This is a genomic window from Georgenia sp. M64 (assembly GCF_038049925.1).
GTDB lineage: Bacteria > Actinomycetota > Actinomycetes > Actinomycetales > Actinomycetaceae > Georgenia.
The window spans coordinates 1,398,539-1,411,177 of sequence record NZ_CP145809.1; the positions used below are offsets into that span (position 1 = coordinate 1,398,539).

Below are 12,639 nucleotides of genomic sequence, written 5' to 3' on the forward strand. Positions count from 1 at the left end.
GCCCGTGCCCCTCATCCGCATCACCGACCCGGCCGACCCGCGCCTGGGTGACTACACCGGCCTGACCGACGTCGCCCTGCGCTCCAAGCACGAGCCCGCCAAGGGGCTCTACATCGCCGAGAGCTCCAACGTCATCCGCCGGGCCGTCGAGGCAGGGCACCGTCCGCGCTCCTTCCTCATGGCGGAGAAGTGGCTGGAGTCCATGGCGCCGGTCGTCGCGGCTGCCACCGGGACCGACGACGCCTACGCGCCAGCGGGTCCCGACGACGCCGACGGCACCACCGGCGACGCTTCCGACGGCACCACCGACGACGGCTCCGACGTCGCGCCGGTGTTCGTCGCGGAGGAGCCGGTGCTCCGCGCCATCACCGGCTTCCACCTCCACCGCGGGGCGCTCGCCGCGATGCACCGGCCGCCGCTCGCGCCGGTCGCCGAGGTCCTCGCCGGGGCGCGCGGTGGTGCCGGTGCCCGGCGGGTGGCGGTCCTGGAGGACATCGTCGACCACACCAACGTCGGCGCCATGTTCCGCTCGGCCGCCGCACTGGGCGTCGACGCCGTCCTCGTCACCCCCCGCTGCGCCGACCCGCTCTACCGCCGGTCCGTCCGGGTCTCCATGGGCACCGTCTTCCAGGTGCCGTGGACGAGGCTGGACTCGTGGCCGGGCGGGGTCGCGGACCTCCAGGGGGCCGGGTTCACCGTCGCCGCGCTGGCGCTGTCCGAGGACGCGGTGAGCCTGGACGACTTCGCCGCCTCGCCGGCGGTGACCGCAGCGGGCTCGAAGGTGGCCCTCGTGCTCGGCACCGAGGGCGACGGGCTCGCCCGCGGGACCGTCGCGGCCGCCGACGTCGTCGTGCGGATCCCCATGGCGGGCGGGGTGGACTCGCTCAACGTCGCCGCAGCCTCGGCCGTGGCGTTCTGGGCCACCCGCGGCTGAGGAAGACCGCGCCGAGAGCCTACGCCCACAGATGTGTGCCGGTGTCCACCGTCCCGGCGTGTCAGCGGCTGCATGCGTCGAGTCGGATGTTGTTGTCGTCGCGACGCCATCCGCACTGCAACAACCCCCAACTCGACGACGGCGTGCGCACCGGCCGACTGTCCTGTGGCCACCAGCGGCCGACTCACCCCGGCGGCGCGGCTTCGCGGCCGGCAGCGGACGTTCCGCCCACGGCGTGCGCCTTGATGTGCGGCGTGCGGCGTCCGCAGCACCCCTCCCGGTCTCAGCGCTCCTGGAGGACCAGCTTCTCCTCCAGCACCAGGCAGTCGGGCACGTCGACGACCCCGAGGACCACCCGCACGAGTGGTGGGGCCCACGCCCGGTCCGGGTCGTGCTCGAGCCGGGGGCGCACGAGGGTGGCCCGCCGTCCCCGAACGCTGACCGTGCACCCGCCGGCGGCGAGGACGTTGCGCACCCACTGGGCGTCCCGGCCGTAGGTGAGGGCGAAGCGGTAGGCGCCGTCGTCGTCGCGGAAGACGTTCACCGGGATCGTGTACGCGCGCCCCGAGGTCCGGCCCACGTGGGTGAGGAGGGCGAAGCCCGGCAGGTGCGGCGCCAGGCGGGCCATCACCTTGTTGAGCAGGTGCCGGTTGGCGCGGGCGAGGGCGCGCGGGAGCGGGCTCACCGGGCCTCCCTCCTGCCGGCGCACCGCCGGCACGTCCACCGTAGCGACCGGCGCTCCCGCCCGGGCAGGATGACGGCATGTACCCCGCGACCGAGCCCGATGACGCCGGCATGCTCGCCGTCGGCGACGGCCACGAGATCTTCTGGGAGACGTGCGGCAACCCCGCCGGCCGGCCCGTCGTCATGCTCCACGGCGGCCCCGGGTCCGGCTGTACGCCGGGCCTGCGGAGCTGGTTCGACCCGCAGGGGTACCGGATCGTCCTGCTCGACCAGCGCGGCGCGGGCCGCTCCACCCCCAGCGCGGGCGACGACGTCGCGGACCTCTCCACCAACACCACCGCCCACCTCGTCGCCGACCTCGAGCGGCTCCGCGAGCACCTGGGCATCGGTACGTGGGTGGTCACCGGTGTCTCGTGGGGGACCACGCTGGCGCTCGCGTACGCGCAGGACCACCCGGACCGGGTCGACGCCCTCGTCCTCGTCTCCCCGGTGACGACCACCCACCGTGAGGTCGAGTGGCTCACCCGCGACATGGGCCGGATCTTCCCCGAGGAGTGGCAGACCTTCCGCGACGGTGCCGTGCCCGGCGTGGCGCCCGACGGCTCTGGCCTCGCGGCCGCCTACGGCAAGCTCCTGCACGACCCCGACCCGGCCGTGCGCGAGCGCGCCGCCCGGCAGTGGTGCGACTGGGAGGAGACCCACCCCGCGACCCACCCGGCCCACCGGCCCAACCCGCGCTTTGCCGACCCGCGGTTCCGGCTCGGGTTCGCCCGGCTCGTGACGCACTACTTCGCCCACGCCGCCTTCCTCGACGACGGCGCGCTGGTGCGCGGCATGACGCGCCTTGCCGGGATCCCCGGGGTGATCGTGACCGGCCGACTGGACATCTCCAGCCCGCCGGACGTCGCCTGGGCGCTGCACCGTGCCTGGCCCGGCAGCGAGCTCGTGCTGGTCGAGGGGGCCGGGCACGGGACGACCGCGGAGGCGATCGTCGCCGCGACGGACCGGTTCGCGGGACCGCCCGCGGGTTGAGCGAGCCGGTGCTGCCGTCTGCCGCGTCCCGCTCGTCGGCGCGCCGTCCCCTCGTCAGCCGCTAGCCAGGTCTTCTCCCCGGCTCCGCTCGGTGGCACGCTGGATCCCATGTGCCGCAACATCCACACCCTCCACAACTTCGCGCCGCCGGCCACCGAGGACGAGGTCCGCGCCGCCGCCCTGCAGTACGTGCGCAAGGTCGCCGGCATGAACAAGCCCTCGCAGGCCAACGCGGCCGCGTTCGACCTGGCGGTGGAGCGGGTCGTCGCCGCCACGCGTGACCTCCTCGGCGACCTCGTCACCACCGCCCCGCCGAAGGACCGCGAGGTCGAGGCCGAGAAGGCGCGCGAGCGCAGCCGCCGCCGGTTCGCCGAGGTCGGCTGAGCGGACGGGCTGCCCCGGATCTGACCGCCGCTGTTCGCCGACGTCGGTCGGGCCGCCGGTCCGCCCGGGACCTCAGACGCCGCCGGGATACCCGTGCTGGCGCCACGCCTCGTAGACGGCGATGGCCGCGGAGTTGGACAGGTTGAGGGAGCGCACGCCCGGCAGCATCGGGATGCGCAGCCGGCCGCTCACCCGTGGGTCGGCCAGCACCTCCGGCGGCAGGCCGGTCGGCTCGGGGCCGAAGAGGAGGGCGTCGCCCGGCTCGTAGGCGACGTCGGCGAAGCTGCGCGTCGCTGAGCCCGTGAAGGCGAGCACCCGCCCCGGGGCGACCGCAGCCAGCGCGGCGTCGAGGCCCGGGTGGACGACGACGCGGGCCATGTCGTGGTAGTCCAGGCCCGCGCGTCGGAGCTGGGCGTCGGAGAGGTCGAAGCCGAGCGGCTCGACGAGGTGGAGGGTCGCGCCCGTGCAGGCGACCATCCGGATCGCGTTGCCGGTGTTGGGCGGGATGCGGGGCTCGTAGAAGACGACGTGGAACACGCGCGTCATCGTCCCACCGCGGCCGCACCGCTCAGGTCGACGCACCGCTCAGGTTGACGCACCGCTCAGGTTGACGCACGGCTCACGTCGCCCCACCGCTCACGTCGCGGCGCCGCCCTCAGGGCCAGCGCCAGGCGGGCCGGTCCAGCGGACCGTCCTGGCCGACGACGACCGTCTCGCCCGCCGTCTTCGCCAGCTCCACGGTGAGCGGCTCCTCGCCCTCCTCCGCCACCGCACCGGCCAGGTCGGCGGAGTGGGTGACCACCACCACCTGGGTCGACCGGGCCGCCCGGGCGATGGTCCTAGCCAGCGCCGGCAGCAGCGAGGGGTGCATCGACTGCTCCGGCTCGTTGAGGACGACGAGCTGGGGCGGGCGTGGGGTGAGCAGGGCCGCGGTGACCATGAGGAAGCGCAGCGTGCCGTCGGAGAGCTCCGCGGCCCGCAGCGGTCGCAGGAGGCCCGGTTGGTGCAGGAGAACCTCGAAGGTGCCCTCCCGGACGGCGATCTCGAGCCGGGAGCCGAAGGCGTCGTCGAGCGCTGCGGTGAGGTCCCGGCGCCCGCCCATCTCGTCGATCGTGGCCAGGGCCGCGGCGAGGTCGGCGCCGTCGGGGGCGAGCGCCGAGGTCCGTGAGCCCGGCTGCGGCATCCGGGCCGGGGCGCCGGCGTCGGTGCGCAGGTGGTCGTAGAGGCGCCAGGAGCGCAGCTCCTCGCGCAGCGTCACCAGCTCGGGGGAGCGGCGGGGGTCCGCGACGACGTCGAGCATCGACTCGTGCGGTCGCGCGGTGGTCGTGAGCGTGGCCCAGCCGGTCTCGTCCCGGGTGCGCACCAGCGGCCCGCGACGCTCGGTGAGCACCGTGGCGGGCCGGGCGATCGCGCCGCCCCACACCGTCTCCTCCTTGACCTCCGGGTCGCGGGCGAACGCGCTGCGCTGGTCGGCCTGCGGCAGGCCGAGCTCGACGGCGTAGCCGGTGTCGTCCCCGGCTACGCCGAGCGCCACCCGCACCGGCCCGCGCCGGACGGTCCCCTCGGTGCCCCCGCCCTGCTCCGGACCCGCCCACAGCGCGGAGGCGAGACCACCCTCGCGAGCCAGGGCCGCCGGGGCACCCTCCCGCGCGGTGGCCGCCAGGAGGTGCAGCGCGCGGTAGAGGTTGGACTTGCCCGAGCCGTTGGCGCCGGTGACCACGGTGAGCGGACCCAGCGGCAGCACCACGTCGCGCAGCGACCGGTACCCGCGCACCGCGACGGTGGTGAGCATCAGGTCGTGGGGACCCCGAGGCCCTCGACCACCTCGACGCCGGGGAAGCCCACGAGGACCTCACCGGGCAGGAGGAGCTTCGAGCCGCGGACGCCCGAGCCCACGATCGCCGGGCCGACGGCGACCCGCGCGTCCACCAGTAGCCGCCACGACGGCGGCACCCCGATCGGGGTGATCGCCCCGTACTCCATCCCCGAGGCCTCGACGGCGCGCTCGGTCGGCCAGAACGAGGCCTTGCGCACGTCGAGCATGCGGCGGACGGTGGAGTTGACGTCGGCGCGCGTGCTCGCCCGCACGACGCACGCTGCGACCCGCTCCTCGCCGTCGCGTCGGCCCGCGACGAGGACGCAGTTGGCCGAGGCGCCCAGCGGGAGGCGGTACGCCTCGGTCATCGCCAGGGTGTCGGCGAGGTCGGGGTCGATCTCCGCGACGCGGACCTCGGCGACGGCGTCCGGCTCGATCGCCGCGCGGGCGGCCAGCGCCGCGCGGACCGGCTCGGCGAGGAGGTCCGGCCTGTCGAGGGCCGGCACCCACAGGAGGGTGCCGAAGGCGACCGACTCCTCGCCGAGGACAGCCGTGGGCTCGGGTGCGTGCCCGGGCGAGAGCGCCTCGCCCGCGGCGAGGGAGGTCTCCGGCGAGGTCCGGGCCGCCGTGCTGTCGCCAGGCGGCGGGACGTCCGTGCTCACCGCTGGTAGGTCGCCACGAGGATGCCCCGGGCGAGGGTGTGGAAGACGGTTCGGACCGCGACCTTCGCCGGCGAGTCGTCCTCCTCCAGCTCCATCGTCTCGGTGTCGAGGGCGTGGACGACGAAGTAGTAGCGGTGCTCGCGGTCCCCGGCGGGCGGCGCGGCGCCCGTGTACGTGTGGTCGCCGTCGTCGTTACGCAGGTGGAAGGCGGCCCCGGGCAGCATGAGGTCGGACTCGCCGGCACCCTGCTCGAGCTCGGTGGTGTCGGTGTCGAGGTCGAGCACGGTCCAGTGCCAGTAGCCCGACGGTGTGGGGGCGTCGGGGTCGAAGCAGGTGACGACGAAGCCGCGGGTCTCCGCCGGGAAGCCGGACCACGCCAGCTGCGGGGAGACGTTGCCGCCGCCCGCGGCGTGGAGGTCCGCCATCGGCTCGCCGTGCACGAGGTCGGTGGAGGTGACCGTGAAGGACGGCACCGCAGGAAGCTTGTCGTAGGGGTCCTGGGCGAGGGGGCGGTCGAGGTCCACTTCATCCTCCGGGAGTCGGCGACGGCGTCGGTCACAACCTACGGCCTGCACGGGCCGGACCGCGCGACGACCGCGCGACGACCGCGCGAAGAGGGCACGATCGGTGCGGCAGGCGCCGGACGGCGGGCGTGTCCAGGCAGTAGCGTGTGCCCGACACCCTGGGACCTGGGAGGACAACGGTGGCTGACGTCGACCACGGAGCCGCTCCGGCCGGCTGGTACCCCGACCCCGAGGACGCCGCGTTCCTGCGACGGTGGGACGGGTACTCGTGGACCGACGAGCGCCTGCCCGCGACCCGCGCCGCGCGCCGCTCCCTCCGCGCAGGTCGTGCCGCCGCATCTGCCGCCGAGGCCCCTGCCACCGTCGTCCACGCCGATCCGGACCCCGAGCGGCTGCGCGAGGATGCGCGGGCCGAGGCCGAGCGGCTGCGCGAGGAGGCCCGGGCTGATGCGGACAGGATCCGGTCCGAGGCGCGGGCCGAGGCCGAACGGGTTCGCGCCGAGCTCGCCGAGGCCGAGGAGGAGCTGTCGGCGGTCCGGACCGGGCTCGACCAGGGCCGGGACCAGCTCGCGGCGAGCAAGGGTGAGCTGAAGACTCGGCAGGCACGGCTCGCGGCGCAGCAGGAGGAGATCGCGGCCGGGCGCGCCGAGCTCGAGCGCCAGCGCGCCGAGCTCGAGGCCGGCCGCGCCGAGATGGCCGCGATCGAGGCCGAGGCCGCACGCGCGGCCGACCTCTCCCGGGCCGAGCTCGCCCACGAGCTCGACACGCGGCGGGCGGCCCTGGCACAGGAGGAGCAGCGCAGCCGGGCCGAGCTGGCTCGAGAGATCGAGACGGGCCGGGCCGAGCTCGACCGGCAGATCCAGAGCGGGCGCGCCGCGCTGGCCGAGGAGGAGCGGACCCGGCTCTCGGCGCTCGACGAGGAGGAGGAGCGCCGTCGCGGAGCGCTGGACGCGGAGGAGCGGCGCCGACGTACCGGCCTCGAGGAGGAGGCACGTGCGCACCTGACCGAGCTCGCCGACCGGGAGGCGGCCGCCGCGGCAGCCGTCGCCGCGCGGGAGTCCGAGCTCGCCGGGCGCGAGAGCGCCGCCGCGGAGGAGATCGCGGCCGGACGTGCCGACCTCGACGCACGCCGGGCCGAGCTCGTCGCCCGGGAGGCTGCCGTCGGCGAGGAGCTCGCCGCACGGGTGGCCCGGGTTCAGGAGCAGGAGGCCGCAGCAGCCCACGAGCTGACGCAGCGGCAGGCCGAGCTGGCCGAGCTGACTCGCTCGGCCGAGGAGGCTGCCCGGCTGGTCCACGACCGTGAGGACGAGATCGCCCGCCTGGAGGAGGAGAGCCGGCGGCTCGTCGGGGCACGCGAGGCGGAGCTGGCCCAGCTGGCCGACCGGAGCGAGCGGCTGGGCGCCGAGGTTGAGGCGCGCCGCGCCGAGCTCGCCGGACTCGAGGAGCAGATCGCGACGTCCCGCGAGGCGCTGGTGGACCTCGGCGAGCGGGTCCGGCTTCAGGAGACCGGCCTGTACGACTACCACCACCCGGCCGAGGACTCGGCCCGCCTCACCGCCCGCCTGGCGACGCTGCGCAAGGCCATCGTCGAGATGCTGCGCGACGGCGGCGCCATCACCGCGACGAGCTCGTTCAAGGTCGGGCACTCCGCGAGCAAGGGCCGCCAGATCGTCGAGGAGATCACCCAGCTCGGCCTGCGGGCGTACAACGCCGAGGCGGAGAACGCCCTGCGCACGGCGACGGTCGGGTCGATCGACGGGGCCCTGACCCGACTGCTGCGGGCGCGGGACGCCGTCGCCAAGCACGGCGAGCCGTTCGGGGTGGCGATCACGGACCAGTACCACGCGCTGCGCGTGCAGGAGGTCGAGCTGGCCGCCGAGCACCGCCGGCACCCGGAGCCGGTCCCGGCGCAGCAGCCGGACGCGGTCCGGCAGTACCAGCCGTACAACGAGGGGGCGGCGCGCGCCTGGTCGGCCGAGGGCGTGCCCGGCCCGTACCCCCGCGGCGTGGGTGAGCTGTCGTGACCGACCTTCCGCCGCCCTCGCCCCGCGACCGGGTGGACGTGCCCGAGGGCGGCTCGTCACTCCCGCCCCCGGCGACGGCGGACCGTGTGGAGCTGGACTCCTCCCGGTCGCGCGTGCTCCCGTGGCTGGTGGCCTCGGCGCTCCTCGCGCTCGCGGTCCTGGTCTTCTTCCTCCTGGGCTGATCCGGCTGGGCGATCTGCTGGTCCCGCCGGGCCGGATCAGCCTGGCTTGTGTCTGTCTGATGTGCACCAGGACCACGACGAGTCTGCTCGTCTGGTTGTGGACCGCGACCATCTGAGCAACCTCGTCCGGTGGTGAACCGACGGTGCCACGGGTGGACGCACCGAGTCGCTCATCTGGTCGTGGATCGCGACCATCTGCGCAACCTCGTCCGGTTGGGAGGGCTCGCGACCATCGATGTCGGTGGTGGCGTGAAGACTTCCGGCGCGGGTGCGAGCGCCGCGGGGAGACATGCCGAGCCGGTTGACAACCAGCCCTCCCCGACCAAGACTTGACGTATCGAACGCACGTTCGATTTGCCGGATGGGGAGGGGATGGCCATGGCGACGACGACGCTCGCCACCCTCCCCGGCCGTGCCGGTGCCCCGGACCTCGACGACGACCCCGCTGCCCGTCTGGCCCGGGCGCGGGAGGCCCTTGGCCGTGCGGAGGCAGCTGCTGGTCTGCGTACCCGGTTGGGAGCCGTGTCAGCCGCATCGGCCGCATCCCCTGATGCTCTGACGGGTCCGGCAGCTGCCTCGTCCCTCGACGGGTCGGTTGGTGTCTCGCCGCAGCCGGCCGCCGGTGCAGCGGCGGGACGGGCAGACGGTGCCCCGTCAGGACGTGGGGTCGGGGTCTCGTCGTCCGGACCCGCACCTGTCCTGCCGGACACCTCCGACCGGGCCGTGGGGCACGTCGGGGGAACGTTCCCCGTGCCCGGCGCCCTCGCCCCCCTCTTCCCCGGCGGTGTCCTCTCCCGCGGCAGCGTCGTCCAGGTGGCCGGCTCCACCTCTCTCGTCCTCGCTCTCGCGGCCGCCGCGAGCCGGGAGGGGGCGTGGTGCGCGCTCGCGGCCCTGCCCCACGTGGGGTGGCGGGCCGCGGCCGGGGCGGGGCTCGACCTCGACCGCGTCGCGGCGGTCCCGGCTCCCGGTCCTGACGCCGTCTCGGTGGTCGGTGCGCTGGTGGACGGCTTCGACGTCCTCGTCGTCGGGCGCAGCCCGGCCCTGACCGACCGGGACCGCAGGCTCGTCGCCGCCAGGATCCGGACCCGCGGCGCGGTGCTGCTCAGCACCCACCCGTGGCCCGGCGCCCACGTCGTCCTGCAGGCGACCCGGCCGGCCTGGCAGGGCCTGGGTCAGGGGTGGGGTCGCCTGGTGGAGCAGGAGCTCACCGTGCGCGCCGCCGGGCGTGCAGGAGCCGCCCGCCCGGGGGAGGTCCGGGTGCGGGTCGGCCCCGAGGGGGTCCGGCCACCCGCGGGCGAGCCGCTGGGTCCCGCGAGGCCGGTCGGCGCCGGGTCGGTGGGCGCCGGCGGGCCGCTCGACGTGCCGCTCCTGCGGGCGGTGTGAGGTGCCCACCACCGCGCGCCCCGCCACCGCCGCGCGCCCCGCCACCACCGCGGCGCGCCGGGTGGTGCTGTGGGTGCCGGACTGGCCCGTGGCCGCCGCGGTCGCCGAGGGGCTGGTCGACCCTCAGGTGCCCGTCGCCGTCCACGACGGGCGCGGCGTCCTCGTCGCCTCCGCGTCCGCCCGCCGGGCCGGGGTGCGGGCGGGCATGCGACGCCGCAGCGCCCAGCAGCTGTGCCCCGAGCTCGAGCTGCTGCCCGCCGACCCCGTCCGCGACGCCCGCGCCTTCGAGCCCCTCGTCCAGGCGGTGGAGACCGTCGTCGCCGACGTCGAGGTCGCCCGGCCGGGGATGGTCGTCTTCCTCGCCCGCGGACCCGTGCGTCACGTCGGCTCCGAGGACGCCCTCGCCGAGCTCCTCGTGGGCACGGTGGCCGCCGAGACCGGGGCCGAGTGCCAGGTCGGCATCGGCGACGGGCTGCTGGCCGCCACCCTCGCCGCCCGCGCCGGCGTCCTGGTTCCCGCCGGCCGGGAGACGACCGCCGCCTTCCTCTCCGGTCAGGACGTCGGGGTCCTCGTCCACGCCGCCGGCACCCGCCAGGCCGTGGCCGAGACCGACGAGCTCGTCGACCTCCTGCGCCGGCTCGGGCTGCGCACCCTGGGCGCCTTCGCGTCCCTGGGGGCCGGTGACGTCGCCGCCCGCTTCGGCACCCGGGGACTGGCTGCCCACCGCCTCGCCCGGGGCGAGGACGCTCGTCCGCCGGTCTCCCGGCGGGTGGAGGACGACGTCGTCGCCGCCACCGAGCTCGACCCGCCGGCCGCCCGCTCCGACGTCGCCGCGTTCGCCGCCCGGTCGCTCGCCGAGCAGCTCGCCGAGCGGCTCCTGCGCCGCGGGGTGGTCTGTGCGCGGCTGGAGGTCCGGGCACGCACCGAGGACGGTGCCGAGCTCGTGCGCACCTGGAGCATCGACGGGTCGCCCACCGCTGCCGAGCTGACCGACCGGGTCCGCTGGCAGCTGGAGGGCTGGCTCGCGGGTCGCTCGGGCCGGCCGCCGTCCGCGCCCCTGACCCACCTGGACCTCACCGCCCAGGAGGTCAGCCCGGCCGGTGCCGTGCAGGACGGGCTGTGGGGGCGCTCCTCGCGCGGGCAGGTCCAGGCCGCCCGGGCCGCCCTGCGCGTCCAGGGCCTGCTCGGCGCCGAGGGGGTCCTCGTCCCCGTCCTCCAGGGCGGGCGCGACCCCCGCTCGGCCGCCCGGCTGGTGGCCTGGGGGGACGACCCCGCCCCGCTGCGTCGCACCGACGCCCCGTGGCCGGGTCAGGTGCCCGAGCCCTGGCCCGCCACCGTGCCGGGGGAGCCGGTCGAGGTGCGCCTGCTCGACGACGCCGGCGCCGACGTCGCCGTCGACGAGCGGGGGAGCGTCAGCGGCCCGCCCGCGCGGGTCGTCGTCCCGCCGCCGCCCGCCGGACGACCGCCGCCCGCCGTGGACCCGGGTCGGTACCGGGTCCGGGCCTGGGCGGGTCCGTGGCCGGTGCGCGAGCGGTGGTGGGCCGGTGGCCGGCCGCGGGTCTACCTCCAGGTCGTCACCGACGACTCGCCCGCCCTTCTGCTCGCCGTCGAGGACGAACGGTGGCGGGTCGAGGGGGTCTACGACTGAGGGCGAGCACCGTGACCGCGCACCGAGCCCGTTGACGGGATGTACCGTCTTATGCCAATGTGTCAGCACATTGACTCATTGGCTTTGGGAGGCCCCGTGTCCGTCGTCGTGCTCCTCGTCGTCCTCGTACTCGCCGCCCTGCTCGTGGCGGCCCTCGCGGCCCTCGCCATGGCCGTGGCCGTCGTCGCCGGACGGGGAGCCACCACCGCACCGCCCGTGCCCGCGTGGCGTCGGGCGGTGCGCCGCGTCGACACGCTCTCCCTCGTCGCCGCTGCCGTGGGCGTCGTGGCCGCGCTCGTGGCCGCGACCGTCCTGCCGACCACTCTCGTCTCGGCCACCGCCACCCCGGGGCTGCTCGCCGCGCTGGGCCCGGTCCTGGCCGGCGCGGTCTTCGTCCTCACCCTCGCCCTGGGTGAGCTGACCTGGCCCCGGCCGCAGGGCGACCGGCGCGAGGCCTTCCTCGTCCGGCGCCCGCCGCTGGCGCCCGTGCGGCCCTTCGCCGCACGCCTCGTCCCGGCCTGGCTGGTGCTCGGGACGGTGGTGGTCGTCGTCGCCGGCCTGACGGCGCAGCCCGACGGTCGGTCGGTGGGCACCTCGACCCACGACGCGGCCGGGCAGCTCATCTCCAGCACCGCCGCCGGCCCGTTCCCCGGCTGGCCGTACGGCGTGCCGGTGCTCGTGGGCATGGTCGCCCTCGTCCTGCTCCACCTGTGGGTGCGCCACCTCATCACGCGCCGGCCGGCCGTCGCCGAGGTCGCCCCCGAGGAGGACCTGCGCGTGCGGGCCCTGTCCGCCACGCGCGTGGCTCAGGGGGTCCAGCTCGCCCTCGCCGTCACCATCGTCGGGCTCCTGCTCGTCGCCGGCGGGGCGGCCGCACGCGTCGACCTGCCCGTCGCCGCCTGGGCCGCCGTGGTCGTCGCCGCCGTCGTCGCTGTCGTCGCCGTGGTGGGGACCGTCCGCCCGGTGCGACCGTGAGCGTGCGCGTCCGGGTCGACCTCGGCGGCGGCGTCCCCCCGTACGAGCAGATCCGCGCCCAGCTCGCCTCCCTCATCGCCGCCGGCGCCCTCGCACCGGGGACCCGGCTGCCGACCGTGCGCGACCTCGCGGCCGACCTCGGCGTCGCCGTCGGGACGGTGACGCGGGCCTACCGCGAGCTCGAGGCCGTCGGGGCGGTGCACTCCCGTCGCCGCACCGGCACGGTCGTGGCCGAGGGGGCGGGGCGTGGCGACGACGGCCTCCACGACGACATCCGACGCGTGGTGGTCCGCGCCCGGGCCCTGGGCCTGTCCGACGAGGAGCTGCTCGGGCTCGTCCGCGGGGCGCTGATCTCCGGGGCGCAGTAGGCCGAGCGACTCACCGTCCGTCG

At 76.3% G+C, this 12,639-nt stretch carries 14 protein-coding genes; 9 read left to right on the plus strand and 5 right to left on the minus strand.

Annotated elements, in window-relative coordinates; all coding sequences use genetic code 11:
• Positions 1-4: 4 nt before the first annotated feature.
• Positions 5-934, plus strand: coding sequence for an RNA methyltransferase (locus AAEM63_RS06305; protein ID WP_341360767.1), 930 nt, complete (start codon positions 5-7; stop codon positions 932-934).
• 283 nt (positions 935-1,217) lie between these two features.
• Here the strand turns inward: AAEM63_RS06305 and AAEM63_RS06310 are convergent, their stop codons facing one another.
• Entirely contained in the window at positions 1,218-1,619 is a 402-nt protein-coding gene (locus tag AAEM63_RS06310) for a nitroreductase family deazaflavin-dependent oxidoreductase (RefSeq protein WP_341360768.1), read from the minus strand.
• A gap of 77 nt (positions 1,620-1,696) precedes the next feature.
• On the opposite strand from AAEM63_RS06310, the gene pip reads away from it, so the two are divergent.
• Together pip and AAEM63_RS06320 are read left to right on the plus strand one after the other, a co-directional pair.
• Positions 1,697-2,650, plus strand: a complete 954-nt coding sequence (pip, locus tag AAEM63_RS06315; RefSeq protein ID WP_341360769.1) for a prolyl aminopeptidase — start codon at positions 1,697-1,699, stop codon at positions 2,648-2,650.
• Between the two features lie 108 nt (positions 2,651-2,758).
• A complete protein-coding gene (locus tag AAEM63_RS06320; RefSeq protein ID WP_341360770.1) occupies positions 2,759-3,034 on the plus strand; it encodes a DUF2277 domain-containing protein in 276 nt (91 codons plus the stop codon).
• A 72-nt stretch (positions 3,035-3,106) separates the two neighbouring features.
• Here the strand turns inward: AAEM63_RS06320 and AAEM63_RS06325 are convergent, their stop codons facing one another.
• The 4 genes from AAEM63_RS06325 to AAEM63_RS06340 all read right to left on the minus strand — a co-directional run bounded on the left by AAEM63_RS06325 (position 3,107) and on the right by AAEM63_RS06340 (position 6,036).
• On the minus strand, positions 3,107-3,580 hold the full coding sequence (locus AAEM63_RS06325) for a tRNA (cytidine(34)-2'-O)-methyltransferase (RefSeq protein WP_341360771.1): 474 nt from the start codon (positions 3,578-3,580) through the stop codon (positions 3,107-3,109).
• Between the two features lie 109 nt (positions 3,581-3,689).
• On the minus strand, positions 3,690-4,826 hold the full coding sequence (locus AAEM63_RS06330) for an AAA family ATPase (protein WP_341360772.1): 1,137 nt from the start codon (positions 4,824-4,826) through the stop codon (positions 3,690-3,692).
• Positions 4,826-5,362, minus strand: coding sequence for a YbaK/EbsC family protein (locus tag AAEM63_RS06335; protein ID WP_341361324.1), 537 nt, complete (start codon positions 5,360-5,362; stop codon positions 4,826-4,828). The genes AAEM63_RS06330 and AAEM63_RS06335 overlap by 1 nt, the downstream gene beginning before the upstream one ends.
• A 146-nt stretch (positions 5,363-5,508) precedes the next feature.
• Entirely contained in the window at positions 5,509-6,036 is a 528-nt protein-coding gene (locus AAEM63_RS06340; protein ID WP_341360773.1) for a YbhB/YbcL family Raf kinase inhibitor-like protein, read from the minus strand.
• A gap of 179 nt (positions 6,037-6,215) precedes the next feature.
• Between AAEM63_RS06340 and AAEM63_RS06345 the strand changes: the two genes are divergently transcribed.
• From AAEM63_RS06345 to AAEM63_RS06370, 6 genes are all read left to right on the plus strand, one after another.
• Complete coding sequence (locus AAEM63_RS06345) at positions 6,216-8,060, plus strand: DUF4041 domain-containing protein (RefSeq protein ID WP_341360774.1); 1,845 nt, start codon at positions 6,216-6,218, stop codon at positions 8,058-8,060.
• Positions 8,057-8,242: a hypothetical protein gene (locus AAEM63_RS06350; protein ID WP_341360775.1), complete on the plus strand. Its 186-nt coding sequence runs from the start codon at positions 8,057-8,059 to the stop codon at positions 8,240-8,242. The genes AAEM63_RS06345 and AAEM63_RS06350 overlap by 4 nt, the downstream gene beginning before the upstream one ends.
• A 750-nt stretch (positions 8,243-8,992) precedes the next feature.
• Complete coding sequence (locus AAEM63_RS06355) at positions 8,993-9,625, plus strand: hypothetical protein (RefSeq protein WP_341360776.1); 633 nt, start codon at positions 8,993-8,995, stop codon at positions 9,623-9,625.
• 1 nt (position 9,626) lies between these two features.
• Positions 9,627-11,273 (plus strand): DNA polymerase Y family protein, encoded by a 1,647-nt coding sequence (locus AAEM63_RS06360; RefSeq protein ID WP_341360777.1) that lies wholly within the window; start codon positions 9,627-9,629, stop codon positions 11,271-11,273.
• Between the two features lie 96 nt (positions 11,274-11,369).
• Positions 11,370-12,248, plus strand: coding sequence for a hypothetical protein (locus AAEM63_RS06365; protein ID WP_341360778.1), 879 nt, complete (start codon positions 11,370-11,372; stop codon positions 12,246-12,248).
• Complete coding sequence (locus tag AAEM63_RS06370) at positions 12,245-12,616, plus strand: GntR family transcriptional regulator (RefSeq protein WP_341360779.1); 372 nt, start codon at positions 12,245-12,247, stop codon at positions 12,614-12,616. The genes AAEM63_RS06365 and AAEM63_RS06370 overlap by 4 nt, the downstream gene beginning before the upstream one ends.
• Positions 12,617-12,639 lie beyond the last annotated feature (23 nt).